We start from the raw sequence: 20741 nt of genomic DNA on the forward strand, positions 1-20741 counted from the left end.
ACTGAGCCGGCGGAGACTCCCCTCATCCGAAATTCGCGCTTCGTTATTTCAAGAAAGACGTGGATGCCCGGGTCAAGCCCGGGCATGACGGTTGAGGGATCGCCTTTTCAGCGACCGACCCCGCTGCGACTCCCCCTCACCCGAAATTCGCGCTTCGCTCGAATTTCGACCTCTCCCCGCATCCGCCTTCGCCCGAAGGCGGGCTTCGGCGGACAAGAGCGGGGCGAGGTGAAGAACGTCCCTACACCGGCAATCCGTTCGACTTCGCCAATTCCTTCAGCGACACTTGCGGCCGTGCGCCGATGTGCTGGATCACTTCGGCGGCGGCGAGCGCGCCCAGCCGGCCGGCCGCGTCATGGCCCGCGCCACGCACCAGGCCGAACAGGAAGCCGGCGGCGAACAGATCGCCGGCGCCTGTCGTGTCGACCATTTTCTCGATCGGGAAGGCCGGCACTTCGACAACGCTGTCTTTCGATGCCACCACGCACCCCTTCTCGCTGCGGGTGACAACGCCGAGTTTTGCGTCGGTGCGCAATTGCTTCAGCGCCGTTGCAAAATCAGAGGTCTGGTACAGCGAGTGCAGTTCGGCCTCATTGGCGAACACCAGATCGACGGTACCATTTCGCATCAAATCGATGAACTCGCCGCGATAGCGGTCGACGCAAAACGAATCCGACATCGTCAGCGCGACCTGGCGGCCCGCCTTGTGCGCAATGGTCGAGGCCTTGACAAAGGCATCCTTGGCGCTCTTCGGATCCCAGAGATAGCCTTCGAGATAAATGATGCTCGATGCCGCGATCTCTGCGGGATCGATATCGTCGGGCGTCAGTTCCTGCGCGGCGCCAAGATAGGTGTTCATGGTGCGCTCGCCGTCGGGCGTCACCAGAATATAGGAGCAGCCGGTGGCGGGGCCGTCGAGCGCTGCCCTGGTCTCGAACGCGACGCCCGCGGCGCGGATGTCATGGATGTACATCCGCCCGATCTGATCGTCCCTGACCTTGCCGACATAGGCCGCCCGCGCCCCGAGACTGGCGACCCCGACAATGGTGTTGGCCGCCGAGCCGCCGGACATTTCGGTCGCCGGCCCCATGTCGCGGTAGATCGCCGCGGCGCGGGCCTCGTCGATCAGCGCCATGCCGCCCTTGGTCATGCCGTGGGCTGCGAGAAAGCCCTCATCGGTCCGCACCAATACATCGAAAATCGCATTGCCGATCCCGAGAACGTCGTATTTCGCGTCAGTCATCCGTCAGTCCTGTGCTGGAGCGTGATGACTTTTCTTCGAATCGTCATCCCGCTCTATCTTTTTGTTTGAGCATGATCTTTTCGGAAAACCGGTACCCACTTTTCCGGATCATGCTCTGGGCAATTGCGCCTTTGCGGAAAAATCCGCTTCAATGGGGGGTGCAGCGGCCTATCACGATCGGCCGTGCGCCAGCAAGCGACAGTGTTATACAGCCGCCCATGATCCGTTCCTTCCTTACCGTTTCCGCCGGCACGCTGGCCTCGCGGCTGCTCGGATTCGCGCGCGACGCCATGATTGCCGCGCTGCTGGGCGCAGGCCCGGTCGCCGACGCATTTCTGGTGGCGTTTCAGCTGGTCAATGTCGTCAGACGCCTGCTGACCGAAGGCGCGCTGAACGCGGCGCTGGTGCCGGCCTGGCTGCGCGTGCGCGAGGCCGATGGCGCCGCGGCAGCCGCGGTATTCGCAGGACGCGTGCTCGGCACCGTCAGTGCCGCGCTGATCGTGGCCGCGGCTCTGATCGGCCTGCTGATGCCCCTGGTCATGACCGCGCTGGCGCCGGGATTTGCCGGCGGGGCGACCTTGCAACTCGCCGTCGACGATGCCCGCTTGATGCTGCCCTATCTCGCCTTCGCGGGCCCTGTCACGGTGATGATGGCGCTGTTGAACGCACAATCCCGATTTGCGCTCACCGCGTTCTCGCCGCTGTTGTTCAACATCGCGCTGATCGCGGTGATGCTCGCGCTGCTTTTGTGGCGGCAGGATGCGAGTTCCGCCGCGCCGATACTGGCTGCGACCGTCGGCATCGCCGGGTTTTTGCAATTGCTGATTCTGGTTTTGCGCCGAGGCGAAAACGTCGCAATGCCGCTGCGCGTCGCATTCGATGCGCCGATGCGGACCTTTCTCGGCAAGGCGATCCCCGGCATGGTGGCGAGCGCCGGCCCGCAATTGCTGGTCGTCGCAGGCGCCGTGATCGCCTCAAGCTCGCCGTCGGCGGTGTCGTGGCTTTATTTCGCCAACCGCCTGATCGAACTGCCGCTCGGCATTGTCGGCGTCGCCATGGGCACCGTGCTGGTGCCCGAATTGTCGCGCGCGCTGCGCGGTAGTGATCACACCGCAATCGCTCATGCCGGATCGCGCGGGCTCGAGCTCGCGCTCGGCCTGGCGCTGCCGGCGACGCTCGGACTGATCGTGCTCGGCGCGCCGATCGTGCGGCTGTTGTTCGAGCACGGCGCCTTCACCGCATCGGACAGTGCGGCCACCGCGCATGCGCTGATGTGGCTCGCGCTCGGACTGCCCGCGCACGTGCTGGTGAAAGCGCTGTCGCCGGCATTTTTCGCGCGCGAGGATACGATCACGCCGCTCCTTGCGACGCTGAAGGGGCTCGCGGTCGCGATCGTTCTGGCGATCGTGCTCGGTCACATCTTTGGCCCGAACGGCATCGCCGCCAGCATCGCGTTCGGTGCGTGGAGCAGCGCGCTTGCGCTGATCCGGCGCGGCGCGGCGACATTCGGATTTTCGATCGACGCCGCGGCGCGGCGGCGGCTGCCGCGCATCGTGGTGGCGGCGCTCGCCATGGGCGGGCTGTTGTGGCTGGTGCCGGCCCTTGTGCTGCCGCCAACCGCTGACGCGCATGGCTTAGTGCAGGCGGCACTGCTGGCGACGCTGATATCGGGCGGAATGGCGATTTACGGCCTGCTTCTGGGCGCCTTTGGCGTGGTCAAATGGGACGCAGCGGTTGCCGCGGTCAGACAAACCAAGGTGACCGGCTTGCGCGACTGATGCCCGCGTGGCATTTGACGGCGCGAAGAAGGAAAGCTGACCATGGCATTCGTTGAACGGGTTTTTTCGGGCATCCAGCCGACGGGCAATTTGCATCTCGGCAATTACCTCGGCGCGATCATCAACTTCGTGAAGCTGCAGGAGACCCACAATTGTCTCTATTGCGTGGTCGACATGCATGCGCTGACGCAGCCCGTGGAAGTATGGGGGGGACCCGCCGGACTCGCGCACAACACCCGCGAGGTGACCGCGGCCTTCATCGCGAGCGGCATCGATCCCAAGAAGCACATCGTGTTCAACCAGAGCCAGGTGCACGAACACGCGGAACTCACCTGGATCTTCAATTGCGTGGCGCGGGTCGGCTGGCTCAACCGGATGACGCAGTTCAAGGAGAAGGCCGGCAAGGATCGCGAGAATGCGTCCGTGGGCCTCTACGATTATCCCGTGCTGATGGCGGCCGACATCCTGCTCTATCGTGCCACCCATGTGCCGGTCGGAGAGGACCAGAAGCAGCACCTCGAACTGTCGCGCGACATCGCGCAGAAATTCAACAATGATTTCGGCGACTCGATCCGCAGCCACGGCCATGACGACGGCATGTTCTTTCCGCTGCCGGAGCCTTTGATCACGGGACCTGCGACGCGGGTGATGTCATTGCGCGACGGCACCAAGAAAATGTCGAAATCGGATGCGTCGGACAATTCCCGCATCAACCTCACCGACGACGCCGACACCATCGCGCAGAAGATCCGCAAGGCGAAGACCGATCCGGAGCCGTTGCCGTCGGAGGAAAAGGGGCTCGAGACGCGTCCCGAAGCCGACAATCTGGTCGGCATTTTCGCGGCGCTGTCGGGGCGCAGCAAGGCTGACGTGCTGCGCGAATTCGGCGGCGGGCAGTTTTCCAACTTCAAGAACTCGCTGGTCGAGCTTTGCATCGCAAAACTGTCGCCGATTGCCTCCGAGATGAAGCGATTGGTCGCAGACCCCGGGCATATCGACGCCATCCTGGTCGACGGCGCCGACCGGGCGCGCGCCATCGCCGCCGAGACCATGAAGGCGACCAAGGACATCGTCGGTTTCGTCCGCAAGAGCTAGGCTTGAGCCGGGTTTGAACCAGGTTTTCTTGGCTTCGCCATAATTTGACGCAGCGCACTCTGCGCCTTGCGCGCATTCTCTTTTGAGGGACAGGCGCTCACGTCGGCTTGTCGAGGATGGCTGCGCCGTGGCAGCATGCGTCGGTTTGGCGCAGCATCGGGACGTGCATGACCACCAGGCGACGAAGCTACGAGACGGGTCACAAGCCAAAATGTCTGGTCATCGTTGACGACACCGCGGAATGGGACCGCGCCGTCTATTATGCCAGCCGCTGGGCGATTCGCGTCGGCGGCGGCGTGGTGATGCTGCGCATCATCGAGATCGAGGACCAGAACCAGCAATGGCTGGGGGTCGCCGACATCATGCGCGCCGAGGCCCATGAGGACGCCAACGCCGCGCTCGACCGCGCCGCCGGCCGCGCTAATGGCATCGCCGCGATCACGCCCGAGCGGGTGATCCGCGAGGGCGACCCGACCGAGCAGATCCTCGACGTCATCGACCAGGACGTCGACATCGCGCTCCTGGTGCTCGCCGCCAATCCGGGACCGGAAGGCCCCGGCCCGATCATCGCCATGATGGCCAACACGGTCGGCTCGTTCCCGATCCCCGTCACCATCATTTCAGGCGATTTGAGCGACGAGGAGATCGACGCATTGTCCTAGCTGTCGTCCCGGCCTTGAGCCGGGACCCATACGCCGCGGCGTGTCTTTTGGCACGCTGGGAGACGGCTTCTGCAACAATAAAGGCCTGTGGTTATGGGTCCCCGCGTCCGCGGGGACGACCAGCATGGGGGCCATCCTGCCCCTTGATCGTGCATCCGCCATCGCCATCTGCTAAGGGACAACCCACGCGCCGGCCTTGAACCGGCGACGCCGGAGAAAGCCATGTTTATTCAGACCGAAGCTACCCCTAACCCCGCCACCCTGAAGTTCATCCCTGGCCGCGCGGTGCTCGACAGCGGCACCATGGAATTTGCCAACCGCGAGGCCGCCGCGCGCTCGCCGCTCGCCGAAAGACTGTTCGGCGTGCCCGGCGTCACCAGCGTGTTTTACGGCTCCGATTTTGTCACCGTGACAAAAGACGACAGCGACTGGCAGCACCTGAAGCCCGCCATCCTCGGCGCCATCATGGAGCACTACATGTCCGGCGCGCCGCTGTTGGCCGACGGCAGTGTTTCGAGCGACGAGGCCGCCGACGAAGAGGACGAGTTCTTCAGCGACGATGACGCCGAGACGGTCGCGACGATCAAGGACCTGATCGAAACCAGGGTGCGCCCGGCAGTCGCCAATGACGGCGGCGACATCACCTTCCGCGGCTTCAAGGACGGCATCGTCTATCTCAATATGAAGGGCTCCTGCGCCGGCTGCCCGTCATCCACCGCGACCCTGCAGCACGGCATCCAGAACCTGCTCAGGCATTTTGTGCCGGACGTGGTCGAAGTCCGGCCGGTGTAATTTTACACTGAGAGCACCGTTTATCCGCGTCATGCCCGGGCTTGTCCCGGGCATCCACGTTTTCAGCCTATGGTAAAGGCGTGGATGGCCGGGACATAGGCGAGCGGAAGCGACGCCGTCCTTCGGACGGCTATGCCCGGCCATGACGGCTTAAACAGTGATACCATCATGCCATGCTGATCCTCGCCATCGATACCGCTTTGGACGCCTGCGCCGCGGGCATCCTCGACACCGACGCCGGCAAGCTGATCGCGCAGGAATCGCAGATCATGAAGCGCGGCCACGCCGAAGCCCTGATGCCGCTGATCGCACGCGTCATCAAAGAGGGCGGCATCACGTTCGCTGCGCTCGACCGCATCGCGGTGACCACCGGCCCCGGTAGTTTTACAGGCCTTCGGGTCGGACTTTCCGCCGCGCGCGGCCTGGCGCTGGCCGCCAACAAGCCGGTGGTCGGGGTGACCACGCTGACGGCCTATGCGGCGCCCGTCGTCAGCGAGAGCGGCGAGCAGCCGGTGATCGCCGCCATCGATGCGCGGCATGACCAGGTCTACTTTCAGGTGGTGAGCGGCAATGGCAGTTCGCTGATCCGCCCCAAGGTCGCGCCGGTCGAAGAGGCGCTCGGCGCGTCGCGCTTTGGCGCGCCGCATCTGGTCGGCAATGCGGCCAAAATTCTGGCCGACCGCTGGCCGGCGCAGGCGGCCCCGCCGTTCAAGATCGATGCGCAAGCCGCGCCGGATATCGCCTGGGTGGCGTGGCTCGGCGCCGCGGTCAGTCCTAACACCGCGCCGGCCCGGCCGTTTTATCTGCGCGCCCCCGATGCCAAACCGCCAAAGGAGGCGCTGCTGAAAACGTCGCAGCCGCCACCGTCATGATGGCGTGGCTGTCCGAGCTATGGGGCGGCGGCACGGCGGTAATCGAACCCGCGACCTTGCGCGACGCGCCGGCACTCGCGAAGCTTCATGGCGCATCATTTCACCGCGGCTGGGGCGAGGGTGAATTCGAGAGCATGCTGAGCGAGCGCAACACGCTGGTGCACCGCTTGAGGATGGGCAGCAAGACCATCGGCTTTGCGGTGTCGCGCATGGCGGTCGACGAGGCCGAAATCCTGTCGATCGCGGTTGCCTTAAGCCATCGCGGACGCGGGCTGTCCCGCGACCTGCTATTGACGCATCTCGGTCATCTCGCCGGCCGCGGCGTGCGAACCGTGTTCCTCGAGGTCGAGGAAAATAATCAGCCGGCGCGGCGGCTTTATCAGTGGGCCGGATTTGGTGTCGTCGGACGCCGGGAACGCTATTACCGGGAGGCGAACGGGGAACAATTGAACGCGCTTCTGATGCGCCGCGACTTGTCGTAACGCCCGCACGGTGGCACAACAGGGCTCGTTATTGCAGGCCAAACCCATGACCGCTTTGAAATCCACGCCCGCGCTGAAAGCCACCGGCATCGAAGCCCGCTGTGCCGCGACCGGCATGCGCATGACCGAACAGCGCCGTGTCATCGCGCGCGTGCTGGCGGAGGCCGCCGACCATCCCGACGTCGAGGAATTGTATCGCCGCTGCGTCGCGGTCGACGACAAGATCTCGATCTCGACGGTGTATCGTACCGTAAAGCTGTTCGAGGACGCCGGCATCATCGAGCGTCACGACTTTCGCGAGGGCCGCGCCCGCTATGAACAGATGCGCGACAGCCACCACGATCACCTGATCAATCTGCGCGACGGCAAGGTGATTGAATTCACCTCGGAAGAGATCGAGAAGCTGCAGGCCGAGATCGCCCGCAAGCTCGGCTACAAACTGGTCGATCACCGGCTGGAATTGTATTGTATCCCGCTGGACGACGATAAATCGTGATAATCATCGTCATTCCGGGATGGTCCGAAGGACCAGACCCGGAATCTCGAGATTCCGGGTTCGCGCTGCGCGCGCCCCGGAATGACGGTAAAGACTGGATTTTCGCCCGTTTAGGCTATATTTCAGCCCCGTGCCGCACAGGCCGTCTCACGCACAGCACCCGGGTTCCATGAAGTTGCCGCGCAAGCTGCATATCAAATCATATGGTTGTCAGATGAACGTCTACGATGCGCAACGCATGGTGGACGCGCTGGCGGGCGAAGGATTCGTGGAGACCGCAAGCGTCGACGATGCGGATCTCGTAATCCTCAACACCTGTCACATCCGCGAAAAGGCCTCGGAGAAAGTCTACTCCGAGCTCGGTCGCCTGCGCGCGGTGAAGGACGAAGCCGCGCGCCACGGCCGAACGATGAATATCGCGGTCGCCGGCTGCGTCGCACAGGCCGAAGGCAGCGAGATCATCCGCCGCGCGCCGGTGGTCGATGTCGTGGTCGGTCCGCAGAGCTATCACCATCTGCCGCAATTGCTGGCGCAGGCGCAGCATCATGGCCGCGCGCTGGAGACCGAATTTCCGGCCGAAGACAAGTTTGGCTTTCTGCCGCCGCCGAAGCCCGAGACCATCCGCGCGCGCGGCATCTCGTCCTTTGTCACGGTGCAGGAAGGCTGCGACAAATTTTGTACGTTCTGCGTGGTGCCGTATACGCGCGGCGCCGAAGTGTCGCGTCCCGTGACAAAAATCGTCGACGATGTGACAAGGCTCGCTGACAATGGCGTGCGCGAAATCACGCTGATCGGGCAGAACGTCAACGCCTATCACGGCGAGGGACCGGATGGACGGGCCTGGTCGCTCGGCGCGCTGCTTTATCACCTCGCCGAAATTCCCGGCGTTGTCCGCTTGCGCTATTCCACCAGCCATCCGCGTGACGTCGAGGATACGCTGATCGAGGCCCATCGCGATTTGCCGGCGCTGATGCCGTTCGTGCACCTGCCGGTGCAATCGGGCTCCGACCGGGTCCTTGCTGCCATGAACCGCAGGCATACCGCCAGCGATTACCGCCGCGTCATCGACCGGTTTCGTGCGGCACGGCAAGATATTGCATTTTCATCGGATTTTATCGTCGGCTTCCCCGGCGAGAGCGAGGAAGATTTTTCGGCCACCCTCGCGCTGGTCACACAAATCGGATACGCTGGTGCCTATTCGTTCAAATATTCGCCGCGGCCCGGGACACCGGCGGCGGACATGCGGGAGATGGTGTCAGCTGAAGAGATGGACGAGCGATTGGTGCGGCTTCAGGAATTGATCGACAGCCAGCAATCGGCCTTCAATGCGGCTGCGATTGGCTCTACCGTCGATGTACTGTTCGAGCGTCCGGCCCGCAATCCCGGCCAGATCGTCGGCCGCACCGCTTATCTGCAGCCCGCGCATGTGATGGCTTCCGCCGATATCATCGGCCAGGTATTGCCGGTCAAGATCGAAAGCCTCGAGCGCTATAGCCTGCTCGGCGAAATCGCGGTCCCTGCCCACGCGCCGCGCCCGCAAGCTGCCGTTTCACACGTGACAACTCCTTCCATGATCACGGGAGCCTGAACCCTTGCCAAAAAGCGCATCGGATTCGCCTTCGCTCGCTCCCAGCCGCAAACTTGACCGCGACATGCAAATCCCGCCAGAGACGCAAGTCGTCATCGACTTCGATGACAACCGCGCGGCCTCGGCGCTGGTCGGGCCTTACGGGCAGAACCTGGCGCTGATCGAACGCCGGCTCGGCGTCGTGGTCGATTCCCGCGGCAACCACATCTCGATCGCGGGATCGCGCGACGGCTGCGATGCCGCGCGGCGGGTGCTGGAGACGCTGTATGCCCAAGCCATCCAGGGCCATGATCTGTCGCAGGGCGAGGTCGAAGGCGCGATCCGCGCCGTGATCGCGCAAGGCTCGCTGTTCGAATTCGACGCCAAAAGCGCAAAATCGTCGTTCGAGAGCATCAATCTGCGCAAGCGTCCGGTGCGGGCGCGAACCGCGGCCCAGGACTCCTACATCCGCGCACTAAAACGCCACGAGATGGTGTTCGGCATCGGTCCCGCCGGCACCGGCAAGACCTGGCTCGCGGTCGCGCACGCCGCGCAATTGTTCGAGCGCAAGGAAGTCGATCGCATCATCCTGTCGCGCCCCGCAGTCGAGGCCGGCGAGCGGCTCGGCTTCTTGCCCGGTGATCTCCGCGAAAAAGTCGATCCCTACCTGCGGCCGATCTATGACGCGTTGTACGATCTGATGGATTCGCGAATCGTCGAGCGTGCGCTGCAAACCGGCGAAATCGAGATCGCGCCGCTCGCCTTCATGCGCGGCCGTACGCTGACCAATGCCGCCATCATTCTGGACGAAGCACAGAATACCACGTCGATGCAGATGAAGATGTTCCTGACAAGGCTCGGCGAGAACAGCCGCATGATCATCACCGGCGATCCCTCCCAGGTCGACCTGCCGAACGGCCAGACCTCGGGGCTTGCGGAAGCGGCAAAACTGCTCGACGGCGTCGAAGGCATCGCGCAAGTGAAATTCACGGCCGAGGACGTGATCCGCCATGAGCTGGTGGCGCGGATCGTCGCCGCTTACGAAGGATTGCCGCAGCGGCCGGCAACCAGCAAGACCTGATGCATCAATCTGCCGCCGCGAGCGCGCCGGAGGCGAGCTCCGGCCGCAACAGAAATTCCGGACCGATGGCGCCCTTTGCCCTTCCCATAACCGAGGTTCTCGTGGTCGCCGACTGCTGGCAGGCCGAGCCCGACGCCGAAGCGATCATCCAGCGTGCGGTCGCCACAGCGGCCGAGATCGCCGATGCCGAAATCGGCGAGGCGGAACTCGCTGTCATGCTGACCGACGATGCCGGCATCCGCACGCTCAACAGCAACTGGCGCGGCATCGACAAGCCGACCAACGTATTGTCGTTCCCGGCGCTGCAGCCGACCGGCGCCGGCGGTCCCGATGACGCGCCGCGGATGCTCGGCGACATCGCGATCGCCTATCAGATCACGCGCCAGGAGGCCGATGACGAGCAGAAGCCGTTCGATCATCATCTCAGCCATCTGGCGGTTCATGGCTTCCTGCATCTGATCGGTTACGACCACGAAAACGACGACGACGCCGAGACCATGGAAACGCTCGAAGCGGAGATCCTGGCGCAGCTCGGCATTCCCGATCCCTACGCGGATCGGGAGCGGACAGACTGAAATGGCGGACTCCGAACCGACCCACGATAATCCGCGCAACACGCGCAACCTGCCGGCCGTTGTGCCGCAGGGCGAGGTGATGCGCCCGGTCGCCGAGAACTGGCTGACGCGGGCGATTCGCACCCTGTTCGGATGGAAGCCGGGATCGGTCCGCGACGATCTGCAGGTCGTGCTCGATGCCTCCACGCCGGACGAGGTGGGATTTTCGGCGATCGAGCGCACCATGCTGCGCAACATCCTCTCCTTGCACGAACGGCGCATCGCCGACGTCATGGTGCATCGCGCCGATATCGTCGCGGTCAAGCGCGACATTCCCTTGGGCGAATTGATGGGACTATTCGAGAGCGCGGCGCATTCGCGGCTCGTGGTCTACAACGAAACCCTCGACGATCCCGAGGGCATCGTCCACATCCGCGACCTCCTGGCGTTCATGACCGCGCGGGCGCGCGTACTGGATACGGCTAAGGCCAAGCGCAAGAAGGCGTTGCCTGCCGGGCTCGATCTGCGCGCGGTCGATCTCGCGCTGCCGCTGTCGGAGGCCAACATCATCCGAAAACTGTTGTTCGTGCCGCCGTCGATGCGGGCGATCGACCTGTTGGCGCAGATGCAGGCCTCGCGGATTCACTTGGCGCTGGTGGTGGACGAATATGGCGGCACCGACGGCCTGGTGTCGATCGAGGACATCGTCGAGCAGATCGTCGGCGAGATCGACGACGAACATGACAGCGACGAGCCGCCGGCGATCGTACGGCAGCCGGACAATTCCTTCATCGCCGACGCCCGCGCCAGTCTCGACGATGTGCGCTCGGTGATCGGCGAGGAATTCGTCACCGGCGAAGCCGGCGAAGAGGTCGAAACGCTGGGCGGCTATCTCGTCACCCATGTCGGCCGCCTGCCGGTGCGCGGCGAAGTCATATCGGGCCCCGGCAATTTCGAAATCGAAGTGCTCGATGCCGATCCAAGACGCGTCAAGCGCCTGCGCATCGCCACCCGCAAGGAACGCCCGGCGCCGCGGACACAGCGCGAAAGCCGCCGCCGCGAAGCCTCATCAGATACCGGCACGCCGCCCCAGGCCAACGACAATACCAGCCCGCCGCCCGGCGACGGAGCCGGCTCGCAGTGAAAAACACCAACAAACTTCGCGCCATCGGCCTTTCGATCATCCTGGCGTGGGGATGGAAACGCGCCGGTATCGCGCTTCTCGCGGGGGCGTTGTCGTCGCTGGCGATGGCGCCCTTCAATGCCTGGCCAATATTGTTTCTGACCTTTCCCGTGCTGGTCTGGCTGATCGACGGCGCCGGGGCCGGGCGCTGGCGCGGCGTGCTGGCGGCGGCGATGGCCGGCTGGTGGTTCGGGCTCGGCTATTTTGTGCCCGGATTATACTGGATCGGCTACGCGTTCCTGGTCGATGCCTCCACCTTTGCCTGGCTGATGCCATTCGCGGTGCTCGGCCTGCCCGCTTATCTCGCGCTGTTCACCGCTTTCGGTTTTGGGCTGGCACGCCTGATCTGGACCCGGGACGCTTCGCGGGTCATCGCGCTCGCCGCGAGCCTGACGATCGGCGAGTGGCTGCGCGGCCATGTGCTCACGGGCTTTCCGTGGAACGCGTTCGGCTACGCGCTGACCGAACCCTTGGCGCTGGCGCAGACGGCGTCGCTGATCGGCCTGTGGGGCCTGACATTTTTGAGCGTCGCGATCTTCGCAAGCCCGGCGGTGTTGATCGATGGCAGTTCGCGCGGGCGACGGCCGTGGATCTCACCCGTCATGGCACTGGCGCTGCTCGTCATCATGGGAATTTTTGGCGCCGTTCGCCTGAGCCTGAACCCGACCACGACGGTCGCCAATGTAAAGCTGCGGATCATGCAGCCCAATCTGCAGCAGGACGACCGCTTCAATTATTCCGCCAAGGCGGCGGTGATGCAGAAATATCTGACGCTGTCGGACCGCGCCTCCGGCCCGCAATCCACCGGCGTGCGCGACGCCAGCATCTTGATATGGCCGGAATCGGCGTTTCCGTTTTTCCTGACCCGCGAAGCCGATGCGATGGCGCAGATCGCGGAATTGCTGCCCAAGGGCACCGTCCTGATCACCGGCTCAGTGCGTGCGCCCGACGTGCCGCCCGGTACCAGGATCACCCGCGCCTATAATTCGATCTACGTGATCGACCATGATGGCAGCGTGCTCTCGGTGTACGACAAGTTGCATCTGGTGCCGTTCGGCGAATATCTGCCGTTTCAGGACTTGATGGAAAAGCTCGGCTTCGTGCAGCTCACCAAGGTGCAAGGCGGATTCATCGCAGGCACGCGACGCCGGACGCTTACGATACCGAATGCGCCGCGCGCGCTACCTTTGATCTGTTATGAAGCGGTATTTCCCGGCGACGTTGCGGCGCGCGACGATCGTCCCGGCTGGATCGTCAATCTGACCAATGACGGCTGGTTTGGAATCTCGACCGGCCCGTATCAGCATCTGCAGCAGGCGCGGCTGCGCGGCATCGAAGAAGGACTGCCCGTGGTCCGTGCAGCAAACACGGGCATTTCCGCGGTGATCGATCCGCTGGGGCGCATCGTCGCACGGCTCGGGCTCGGCATCGAAGGCGTGCTCAATTCCAGCCTGCCCTCGGCGATCGCGCCGACGATTTACGCGAAGAGCGGCGACATACCCACCGCTATCGTCGTCGCCGCCGCGTTGGTTTTCGTAATTCGTCGGCGCTCGGCGAAGCGAACTTCCTGACGCCTTAATCTTCAGGTTTGTTTTTCTCGGCTGTCGGCTGAAATTTCGACTGTTGAAAATCCACAGTTGACAGACCTGCGCTGCCATTCGCATTCTATTAACCAGTCAGTTCATTGCTCGGACCTTCTGCATTCTTCACCAATCCTCTGAGCATGATTTGACGGTATTGACGCCTGAGGCATAATTCCGCGTTGCCTCATTTCCCGTTGCCTCGTCCCTCACGGCGTATTCCCAAGGAGTGTTGCAGATGTCGACCAAAGCGCCGAACCCTGTTGACAAATATGTCGGCAGTCGGGTGCGCATGCGCCGCATCATGCTGGGCATGAGCCAGGAGAAGCTCGGCGAAGCCCTGGGGCTGACCTTCCAGCAGGTTCAGAAATATGAAAAGGGCACCAACCGGGTCGGCGCCAGCCGCATTCAGCAGATCTCCGAAATACTCCAGGTGCCGGTATCGTTCCTGTTCGAGGGAGGACCGAGCGGCACCGCGGGCGCCGAAGGGTTTGCCGAAGGGACCTCGCCGGCTTACGTTTCCGATTTTCTCGCCACTTCCGAAGGCTTGGCGCTCACGCGCGCGTTCACGCGCATCACCGACGCAAAACTCCGCCGCAGCATTGTCGAACTGGTCGAACAAATCGCCGCGCGCGAAGCCCCCGACAAGCGCTAAGATCGTCATTCGGAGGCGCGCCAGCGCGAGCGCCGAAGATGGCGCATCCCGGAATGACAACGTCCATAAAGGCAAAGCACAATGTTGACCCCAGCCAATCCCTTCGATGCCAAAACCATCCTCGACGGCATCCGCCGCTGGGTCGAAATCGAAACGCCGACGGAGGCGCCAGAACAGGTCAACAAGCTCGCAAGCATGGTCGCGGAAGGCTATCGCGATTTGCCGGCCACGATCGAGCGCGTCGCCGGAAAAAACGGCTGCGGCGACCATCTCGTGGCGCGCTCGACATGGGGCCAGGAGGCTCCGGGAATCCTGGTGCTCAGCCATCTCGATACCGTGCACCCGATCGGATTCATCCAGCGCCTGCCGTTTCGAATAGAGGGCGACAGCGCCTTCGGTCCCGGCATCTATGACATGAAGGGCGGCGCCTATCTTGCTTATCACGCGTTTGCGCAGATTTGCGCGAGCGCGGAGCGTTCGCCGCTCGGTATCACCCAGCTCTACGTCTCGGACGAAGAAATCGGCAGCCCGACGTCGCGCGCGCTGATCGAGGCCGAGGGACGCAAAGCAAGATATGTGCTGGTCACCGAGCCCGCGCGCGACGGCGGAAAGATCGTCACCGGGCGCAAGGGCGTCGCGCGCTTCGAGGTTTTTGTCAAAGGCGTCCCGGCGCATGCCGGCTCGCGGCCCGAAGATGGCCGCAGCGCGATCCGCGAACTCGCCAATATCATTCAGACGCTGGAAGCCATGAACGATGTGAAGCGCGGCGTGACCGTCAATGTCGGCGTCGTCAGGGGCGGCACGCGGCCCAACGTCATTGCGGAGGAGGCCTATGCCGAAGTCGACATGCGCGTCCCCTCGATCGCGGATGCCGAGGCGCTGGTTCCGAAAATCCTCAATCTGAAATCGAAGACCGAAGGCGTCAGCGTCTCGGTGACAGGCGAATTGAACCGGCCGCCTTACGAGAAGGGCAATGCCGGCGCCGCACTTTACGAACATGCCAAAACGCTTGCCGCCGAAATCGGTTTTGAATTGGTCGATACCACGACTGGCGGCGGCTCCGACGGCAATTTTACCGCACCTCATACCGCAACGCTGGACGGCCTCGGCGTCGACGGCAAGGGCGCGCACACCCATTACGAACAGATGTATGTTTCTTCGGTCGAGCCGCGGGCGCGGCTGCTGCATCGGCTGTATCAGACGTTGCGATGAGCATGGCTGCCCGCGATCCAGCGGAGCGCGACCCATCGTCAGGCGATGACGCCAGTGCACGTACGCATGGTTCGTTCTTCGGCCGCCGCAAGGGCCATAAGCTCCGTGCGCATCAGGCTGACCTGATCGAGCATCTGCTGCCGCGCCTTGCGCTCGACATCGTCACACCGAGCCCGCCCGATCTTGCAGAAGTGTTCGACCGGCCGGTCGATGCCGTCAGGCTCGAAATCGGCTTCGGTGGCGGTGAACATCTGGTCGCGGAAGCGCGCGCGTTTCCGGATACCGGCTTCATCGGCTGCGAGCCTTACGTCAACGGCATGGCGAAAATCCTGACGCAGATCGAAGCCCAAAACATCGGAAATATCCGCCTGTTCGCCGGCGATGCCGCCGAGTTGCTGGCCTGGTTGCCGCCGCATTCGCTCACACGGATCGATCTGATCCATCCCGATCCCTGGCCGAAGCGGCGGCACTGGAAGCGGCGCTTCGTGCAGGACGCAACGGTGGCCGCGATGGCGCGCGCGCTGGACGGGGGTGGCGAATTCCGCTTCGTCAGCGATATCGACGACTACTGCGCCTGGACCTTGGCGCATCTGTTGCGCGCGCGCGATTTCACCTGGACGGCCGAACGCGCGGATGATTGGCGTCTGCCGTGGCCCGATTACACGATGACGCGCTACGGCGCCAAGGCCGAGCGCGAGGGGCGGCGGGCGGCATATCTGAGGTTTCGGCGGGTTTGAAAAATCTATTCGCCGCGCGCAATCTTTCCGTCATGCCCGGCCTTGTGCCGGGCATCCACGTCTTTAGCATCGCTGGCAGGAAAGACGTGGATGGCCGGGACAAGCCCGGCCATGACGAGGTGAGATGACGGAGGCTAAGCATCACGCCGACTGCCTCGCCTGCCAGAAATTCACCACCCGCTCCGCGGTCGAGGGCATCAGGCGCGCGAAATTCACGCGCTGGATTTCAATGTCGGCTGGAGCCGGCACGCGGTTCGGCCCGAGCCGAAGCAGGATCAGCGCGCGGACGGTGGCCCATTCGAGGCCGATGGTCTTGCCGAGGATCAGCACCGGATCGTGGCGGTCGCCCGAAATCAACCGGTCCAGCGTTGCAAGCTTTACGCCGGACATGGCGGAAAGTGCGGCGACCGCCTCCTCGTATTGATGGGCCTTGGCAAAGCCGAGCAGCGCGGCCTCGTTCAGCCCGCCTGACCTGTGCAGCGCCAGTATCGTGCGCTGCGCCGGCACAAAGTCGCGGCGGCTCTCGACGACCTCGGGCACACCGTTGATTTTGCTCATCGCCCGCTTGATATCGGCCTGCCTTTCCGGCTTGACCACCTCGAACAGGCGGCGGCGTATGACGTCGATGGTTCCTTCCAGCAAATTCCTCAGCTGCGCCTCGGAAAGATCGTCGCGCTGGCCGACCTTGAGCGTCAGCACGCCGTCCTTGCTCGCACGCTTGATCAGCGTCGAATAGCCGATTTGCGAGAAAGCCGCCCCGGCATTGCCGGCGGCGCGCCTCACCACCTCGCGGTCGCCGCGGCGGACGATGACGTCGGTGAGATCGGGCGAGAGCTTTGGCCGTTCCGCCATCGCCAGCAGATGGCCTTGCCCCTTGGCGCGCGCGATTTCGATCAGCTCCGCTTCATCGATCGCGGGCGAACGGCGCAGCAGCGGGCCTGCGATCATGAGGTCGTTCTCGCGCGCGAGTTGGCCGACCAGCACGCGCGGCGCATTGGCAACGTGGGACAGCCGTTCGGCGAGATCGACGCGCGCGGCGACTTCGGTGTTCGGAATGAGGCCGCCCAGAACGCCGTCGAACAGATCGACGTGATCGGACCGCAGCTTCGCGGCCTCCTCGACGAACAATTCGGTGATGCGGCGTAGCGCCTCGGCGCGGCGCTTGGGATCGCCATGCCTGACAATCTCATCGAGCCCGGGGATCAGCGCGGTCGCAACTGTCTCAAGCACACCCAAAACCGGCCCCTCGGCGTTCCTGCCACAATTTAGGTGGGCTTGGTGAAGGAAGGGTTAGGTTGAAACCGCTCGCGGGAGGCCGGTAAAATCACGGTCGTCAGGCCTCGCGGGCCTTGCCGGATCGCGTGAAAACCGCTATATCAGCCGCAACTTATGGTTCTCATACGATCGCGTATTGAGAGTGGGCCCCCCGGGACCCGCTCTTTTTTATTACCTGAACGGGCCCACGGCCGGGATGGCGCGGGCCCGCCCCGGGAACGCAGCCGGACCGGATTTCCGGCGGCCTCAACCCTTGCAAGATCGACCGACTTTGACACTGGACATGACCGATCCAACCGAAGGTACCGTGGATGCCGATCTGCTTGCCGAACCGCGCCTCGTCGTCGAGCCGGGTGCGGCGGCACGGGTGTCGGCGGTCGCTGCGCCTGTGCTGCAGGGCATGGGCTACCGGCTGGTGCGGATCAAGATATCGGGAGAGGCCGGCTGCACGGTCCAGATCATGGCCGAGCGGCCGGACGGAACGATGCAGATCGAGGATTGCGAGGCGATCTCGCGGGCGCTATCTCCGGTGCTCGATATCGCCGATCCGATCGACCGCGCCTACCGGTTGGAGATTTCGTCGCCCGGGATCGACCGGCCGCTGGTACGGCGCTCCGATTTCGAGCGTTATGCCGGCCATCTCGTCAAGATCGAGATGGCGGTCGCGCATTCCGGCCGCAAGCGGTTCCGCGGCACGCTTGGCGGCGTCGAGGGCGATAAAGTACGGCTGCATCGCGATGACACGCCCGCGGGCGAAGATGCCGATGTCATGCTGGTGATGGAAGATATCGCCGATGCAAGGCTGGTTCTGACCGACGAGCTGATCGCGGAATCGATGCGGCGCGGCAAGAAAGCCGAGCGGGAACTGCGCCAGAATCTCGGGCTTGAGCCACCGCCGCCGCCGCATGCCAGGAAAAGCGACCCGGCTAAAAGCAACAAGCCGAAGCCGAAATTAAAGCCGGATAAGAAGAAGGTACCGAAAAACACCAAGGAACATCGTCTGGCCGCGGAACGATTGCGGCGCGGCGAATTCGATCCCACCAGAGGAGACTAAAGCCATGGCAGCTGTCAGCGCCAATAAACTCGAACTGCTGCAGATCGCCGACGCGGTCGCGCGCGAAAAATCGATCGACCGCGGTATCGTGATCGCGGCGATGGAAGACGCCATCGCCAAGGCGGCGCGCGCCCGCTACGGCAGCGAGACCGACGTTCACGCCGAGATCGACGCCAAGAAAGGCGAGTTGCGGCTGTCCCGCCACATGCTGGTGGTCGACCAAGTGGAAAATTCCGCCAACCAGATTTCGCTGGAAGACGCCCGCCGCGCCAATCCGGGGGCGCAGATCGGCGACACCATCGCCGACACCCTGCCGCCGCTGGAATATGGCCGCATCGCCGCCCAATCCGCCAAACAGGTGATCGTGCAGAAGGTGCGCGAGGCCGAGCGCGACCGGCAGTATCAGGAATTCAAGGACCGCATCGGCGACATCGTCAACGGCATCGTCAAGCGCGTCGAATATGGCAGTGTCATTGTCGATTTGGGCCGCGGCGAAGCCATCGTGCGCCGCGACGAGATGCTGCCGCGCGAAGTGTTCCGCAACGGTGACCGCGTCCGCGCCTATATTTTCGACGTCCGGCGCGAAACCCGCGGGCCCCAGATTTTCCTGTCCCGCACCCATCCGCAATTCATGGCGAAGCTGTTCGCGCAGGAAGTGCCGGAAATCTATGACGGCATCGTCGAGATCAAGGCGGTCGCCCGCGATCCCGGCTCGCGCGCGAAAATCGGCGTGATTTCGCGGGATTCTTCGGTCGATCCGGTCGGCGCCTGCGTCGGCATGCGCGGCTCGCGGGTGCAGGCGGTGGTCAATGAATTGCAGGGCGAGAAGATCGACATCATCCCGTGGTCGCCCGATATCGCGACCTTCGTCGTCAACGCGCTGGCGCCGGCCGAAGTCGCCAAGGTCGTGATCGACGAGGACCGCGAGCGGATCGAGGTCGTGGTGCCCGACACCAATAACCAATTGTCGCTGGCGATCGGCCGGCGCGGACAGAACGTGCGCCTCGCCTCGCAATTGACCGGCTGGGACATCGACATCCTCACCGAGCAGGAAGAATCCGAGCGCCGCCAGGCCGATTTCGAGAACTCCACCCGGGTTTTCATGGAAGCGCTCAATGTCGACGAGGTGGTCGGCCAATTGCTGGCGTCGGAAGGTTTCACCTCGGTGGAGGAACTGGCGCTGGTCGACGTCAAGGAACTGGCCGGCATCGAAGGTTTTGACGAGGAAACCGCCAACGAGCTGCAAAGCCGGGCCCGCGAATATCTGGAACAGCTCGAAAGCGAGCTCGAAAACAAACGGAAGGAGCTCGGTGTGGATGACGCATTGAAGACGGTGCCCGGCGTGACCTCGAAAATGCTGGTGAAATTCGGCGAGAACGACATCAAGACGGTCGAAGATTTGGCCGGTTGCGCCACCGACGATCTGGTCGGCTGGACCGAGCGTAAGGAAGGCGGCGAGCCGACCAAGCATCCCGGCATTCTCGATCCCAATGAAACCTCGCGCGATGACGCGGAGGCCATGATCATGCAGGCGCGTGTCATCGCCGGCTGGATCACCGAGGCCGATTTGGCCAAGAAAACCGAAGAGGCTCCGGCCTCCGAGGAACAGCCGGTCTGACGCGGGTGTTGCGCAAGGCGACACACCGGTTTTGCGCAGCCGTCATGCGCCGATGATAGGAGCCATGTCCCACGCATGCTTGCTTTCGCTGACCCCGATCTCGACAACGGACCGCGGACCGAGAAGTCCGCGACGGTGCGGATGTGCGCGGTCTCGCGGCAAGTGCGGCCGATCGACGAGCTGATCCGGTTTGTGGTCTCACCCACAGGCGAAGTGGTTCCCGATCTGAAGCGGAAACTTCCCGGCCGGGGGCTGTGGGTTTCAGCCTCGCGCAAGGCGGTTGCGGAAGCGGTCAGGCGTCACCAATTTAGCAGGGGGTTCAAGCGCGACGTCCGCGCCGCACCAACCCTTGCCACTGATACCGAAAAGCTGCTGATCCGCAGCGTGATCGACGCGCTTGCCATGGCCGCCAAGGCAGGGCAGGTCGTCGCAGGTTTTGGCAAGGTCGAGGACGCGCTTTCGCAGGGGCAGGCCCAGGCCCTGATCCACGCCTCGGACGGCGCGGCCGACGGAATCCGGAAATTGGACGCTACCGCACGGCAAAATGCCGGGATTAACGATGAATCGAACCGAATTCCGGTGGTCACGGCGCTGACCTCCGAACAATTGGATTTGGCATTGGGCCGGTCAAATGTGGTACATGCAGCGCTGCTCGCGGGCCCGGCGAGCAAGACTTTCCTGTCGCGCAGCCAGACCCTGGTCCGATACCGGATGGCGGATGACGACGGGACTGCCGGCAAAGCGGCCGAGAATTCTCCGATTTGAACTGCGCGCAGGCTTAAACAAGATTGCTCGCAAGACTTGA

General features: G+C 63.6%; 20 protein-coding genes. 18 read left to right on the plus strand and 2 right to left on the minus strand.

Annotated features, from left to right (window positions below; genetic code table 11):
• Positions 1 to 241 precede the first annotated feature (241 nt).
• Positions 242 to 1243 carry an adenosine kinase gene (locus B5526_RS18135; RefSeq protein ID WP_079540171.1) on the minus strand — a complete coding sequence of 334 codons (1002 nt, stop codon included), beginning with the start codon at positions 1241 to 1243 and terminating at the stop codon, positions 242 to 244.
• A gap of 218 nt (positions 1244 to 1461) precedes the next feature.
• On the opposite strand from B5526_RS18135, the gene murJ reads away from it, so the two are divergent.
• From murJ to trmB, 15 genes are all read left to right on the plus strand, one after another.
• On the plus strand, positions 1462 to 3021 hold the full coding sequence (gene murJ, locus B5526_RS18140) for a murein biosynthesis integral membrane protein MurJ (protein WP_079545088.1): 1560 nt from the start codon (positions 1462 to 1464) through the stop codon (positions 3019 to 3021).
• Positions 3022 to 3063: 42 nt separating this feature from the next.
• Entirely contained in the window at positions 3064 to 4116 is a 1053-nt protein-coding gene (gene trpS / locus B5526_RS18145) for a tryptophan--tRNA ligase (protein WP_079540173.1), read from the plus strand.
• A 167-nt stretch (positions 4117 to 4283) separates the two neighbouring features.
• Entirely contained in the window at positions 4284 to 4778 is a 495-nt protein-coding gene (locus B5526_RS18150; protein WP_079545089.1) for a universal stress protein, read from the plus strand.
• Between the two features lie 222 nt (positions 4779 to 5000).
• The gene (locus B5526_RS18155) at positions 5001 to 5570 is read left to right on the plus strand and encodes a NifU family protein (RefSeq protein ID WP_079540175.1); all 570 of its coding nucleotides are present in this window, start codon (positions 5001 to 5003) and stop codon (positions 5568 to 5570) included.
• A 173-nt stretch (positions 5571 to 5743) separates the two neighbouring features.
• Positions 5744 to 6442 carry a tRNA (adenosine(37)-N6)-threonylcarbamoyltransferase complex dimerization subunit type 1 TsaB gene (gene tsaB, locus B5526_RS18160; RefSeq protein WP_079540177.1) on the plus strand — a complete coding sequence of 233 codons (699 nt, stop codon included), beginning with the start codon at positions 5744 to 5746 and terminating at the stop codon, positions 6440 to 6442.
• Entirely contained in the window at positions 6439 to 6924 is a 486-nt protein-coding gene (gene rimI, locus B5526_RS18165) for a ribosomal protein S18-alanine N-acetyltransferase (protein ID WP_079540179.1), read from the plus strand. Before tsaB ends, rimI begins: the two co-directional genes overlap by 4 nt.
• A 46-nt stretch (positions 6925 to 6970) precedes the next feature.
• Complete coding sequence (locus tag B5526_RS18170; protein ID WP_079540181.1) at positions 6971 to 7420, plus strand: Fur family transcriptional regulator; 450 nt, start codon at positions 6971 to 6973, stop codon at positions 7418 to 7420.
• A gap of 169 nt (positions 7421 to 7589) precedes the next feature.
• Positions 7590 to 9008, plus strand: a complete 1419-nt coding sequence (gene miaB / locus B5526_RS18175) for a tRNA (N6-isopentenyl adenosine(37)-C2)-methylthiotransferase MiaB (protein WP_079540183.1) — start codon at positions 7590 to 7592, stop codon at positions 9006 to 9008.
• A 64-nt stretch (positions 9009 to 9072) separates the two neighbouring features.
• Positions 9073 to 10068 (plus strand): PhoH family protein, encoded by a 996-nt coding sequence (locus B5526_RS18180; protein ID WP_433994634.1) that lies wholly within the window; start codon positions 9073 to 9075, stop codon positions 10066 to 10068.
• A 65-nt stretch (positions 10069 to 10133) separates the two neighbouring features.
• Positions 10134 to 10643: an rRNA maturation RNase YbeY gene (gene ybeY / locus B5526_RS18185; protein ID WP_079545090.1), complete on the plus strand. Its 510-nt coding sequence runs from the start codon at positions 10134 to 10136 to the stop codon at positions 10641 to 10643.
• Position 10644: 1 nt separating this feature from the next.
• On the plus strand, positions 10645 to 11766 hold the full coding sequence (locus B5526_RS18190; RefSeq protein ID WP_079540188.1) for a hemolysin family protein: 1122 nt from the start codon (positions 10645 to 10647) through the stop codon (positions 11764 to 11766).
• On the plus strand, positions 11763 to 13376 hold the full coding sequence (lnt, locus tag B5526_RS18195; protein ID WP_079540190.1) for an apolipoprotein N-acyltransferase: 1614 nt from the start codon (positions 11763 to 11765) through the stop codon (positions 13374 to 13376). The genes B5526_RS18190 and lnt overlap by 4 nt, the downstream gene beginning before the upstream one ends.
• A gap of 247 nt (positions 13377 to 13623) precedes the next feature.
• Positions 13624 to 14040 (plus strand): helix-turn-helix domain-containing protein, encoded by a 417-nt coding sequence (locus B5526_RS18200; RefSeq protein ID WP_079540192.1) that lies wholly within the window; start codon positions 13624 to 13626, stop codon positions 14038 to 14040.
• An 81-nt stretch (positions 14041 to 14121) separates the two neighbouring features.
• A complete protein-coding gene (locus tag B5526_RS18205) occupies positions 14122 to 15252 on the plus strand; it encodes a M20 family metallopeptidase (protein WP_079540194.1) in 1131 nt (376 codons plus the stop codon).
• Complete coding sequence (gene trmB / locus B5526_RS18210) at positions 15249 to 15989, plus strand: tRNA (guanosine(46)-N7)-methyltransferase TrmB (RefSeq protein WP_079540196.1); 741 nt, start codon at positions 15249 to 15251, stop codon at positions 15987 to 15989. Before B5526_RS18205 ends, trmB begins: the two co-directional genes overlap by 4 nt.
• Before the next feature lie 141 nt (positions 15990 to 16130).
• On the opposite strand, the gene B5526_RS18215 is transcribed toward trmB, so the two are convergent.
• The gene (locus tag B5526_RS18215) at positions 16131 to 17219 is read right to left on the minus strand and encodes a DUF2336 domain-containing protein (RefSeq protein ID WP_079545091.1); all 1089 of its coding nucleotides are present in this window, start codon (positions 17217 to 17219) and stop codon (positions 16131 to 16133) included.
• A gap of 328 nt (positions 17220 to 17547) precedes the next feature.
• On the opposite strand from B5526_RS18215, the gene rimP reads away from it, so the two are divergent.
• The 3 genes from rimP to B5526_RS18230 all read left to right on the plus strand — a co-directional run bounded on the left by rimP (position 17548) and on the right by B5526_RS18230 (position 20701).
• Positions 17548 to 18318 (plus strand): ribosome maturation factor RimP, encoded by a 771-nt coding sequence (gene rimP, locus B5526_RS18220; RefSeq protein WP_079545092.1) that lies wholly within the window; start codon positions 17548 to 17550, stop codon positions 18316 to 18318.
• Between the two features lie 4 nt (positions 18319 to 18322).
• Positions 18323 to 19936, plus strand: a complete 1614-nt coding sequence (gene nusA, locus B5526_RS18225; protein WP_079540198.1) for a transcription termination factor NusA — start codon at positions 18323 to 18325, stop codon at positions 19934 to 19936.
• Positions 19937 to 20011: 75 nt separating this feature from the next.
• A complete protein-coding gene (locus B5526_RS18230; RefSeq protein ID WP_079540200.1) occupies positions 20012 to 20701 on the plus strand; it encodes an RNA-binding protein in 690 nt (229 codons plus the stop codon).
• Positions 20702 to 20741 lie beyond the last annotated feature (40 nt).

It is taken from the genome of Bradyrhizobium lablabi (assembly GCF_900141755.1).
Taxonomy (GTDB): domain Bacteria; phylum Pseudomonadota; class Alphaproteobacteria; order Rhizobiales; family Xanthobacteraceae; genus Bradyrhizobium; species Bradyrhizobium lablabi_A.

Coding starts and splice junctions, on each gene's coding strand:
- B5526_RS18135 (WP_079540171.1), bottom strand. CDS start 1,243: ATGACTGACGCGAAATACGACGTTCTCGGGATCGGCAATGCGATTTTC.
- murJ (WP_079545088.1), top strand. CDS start 1,462: ATGATCCGTTCCTTCCTTACCGTTTCCGCCGGCACGCTGGCCTCGCGG.
- trpS (WP_079540173.1), top strand. CDS start 3,064: ATGGCATTCGTTGAACGGGTTTTTTCGGGCATCCAGCCGACGGGCAAT.
- B5526_RS18150 (WP_079545089.1), top strand. CDS start 4,284: ATGACCACCAGGCGACGAAGCTACGAGACGGGTCACAAGCCAAAATGT.
- B5526_RS18155 (WP_079540175.1), top strand. CDS start 5,001: ATGTTTATTCAGACCGAAGCTACCCCTAACCCCGCCACCCTGAAGTTC.
- tsaB (WP_079540177.1), top strand. CDS start 5,744: ATGCTGATCCTCGCCATCGATACCGCTTTGGACGCCTGCGCCGCGGGC.
- rimI (WP_079540179.1), top strand. CDS start 6,439: ATGATGGCGTGGCTGTCCGAGCTATGGGGCGGCGGCACGGCGGTAATC.
- B5526_RS18170 (WP_079540181.1), top strand. CDS start 6,971: ATGACCGCTTTGAAATCCACGCCCGCGCTGAAAGCCACCGGCATCGAA.
- miaB (WP_079540183.1), top strand. CDS start 7,590: ATGAAGTTGCCGCGCAAGCTGCATATCAAATCATATGGTTGTCAGATG.
- B5526_RS18180 (WP_433994634.1), top strand. CDS start 9,073: ATGCAAATCCCGCCAGAGACGCAAGTCGTCATCGACTTCGATGACAAC.
- ybeY (WP_079545090.1), top strand. CDS start 10,134: ATGGCGCCCTTTGCCCTTCCCATAACCGAGGTTCTCGTGGTCGCCGAC.
- B5526_RS18190 (WP_079540188.1), top strand. CDS start 10,645: ATGGCGGACTCCGAACCGACCCACGATAATCCGCGCAACACGCGCAAC.
- B5526_RS18200 (WP_079540192.1), top strand. CDS start 13,624: ATGTCGACCAAAGCGCCGAACCCTGTTGACAAATATGTCGGCAGTCGG.
- B5526_RS18205 (WP_079540194.1), top strand. CDS start 14,122: ATGTTGACCCCAGCCAATCCCTTCGATGCCAAAACCATCCTCGACGGC.
- trmB (WP_079540196.1), top strand. CDS start 15,249: ATGAGCATGGCTGCCCGCGATCCAGCGGAGCGCGACCCATCGTCAGGC.
- rimP (WP_079545092.1), top strand. CDS start 17,548: ATGACCGATCCAACCGAAGGTACCGTGGATGCCGATCTGCTTGCCGAA.
- nusA (WP_079540198.1), top strand. CDS start 18,323: ATGGCAGCTGTCAGCGCCAATAAACTCGAACTGCTGCAGATCGCCGAC.
- B5526_RS18230 (WP_079540200.1), top strand. CDS start 20,012: ATGCTTGCTTTCGCTGACCCCGATCTCGACAACGGACCGCGGACCGAG.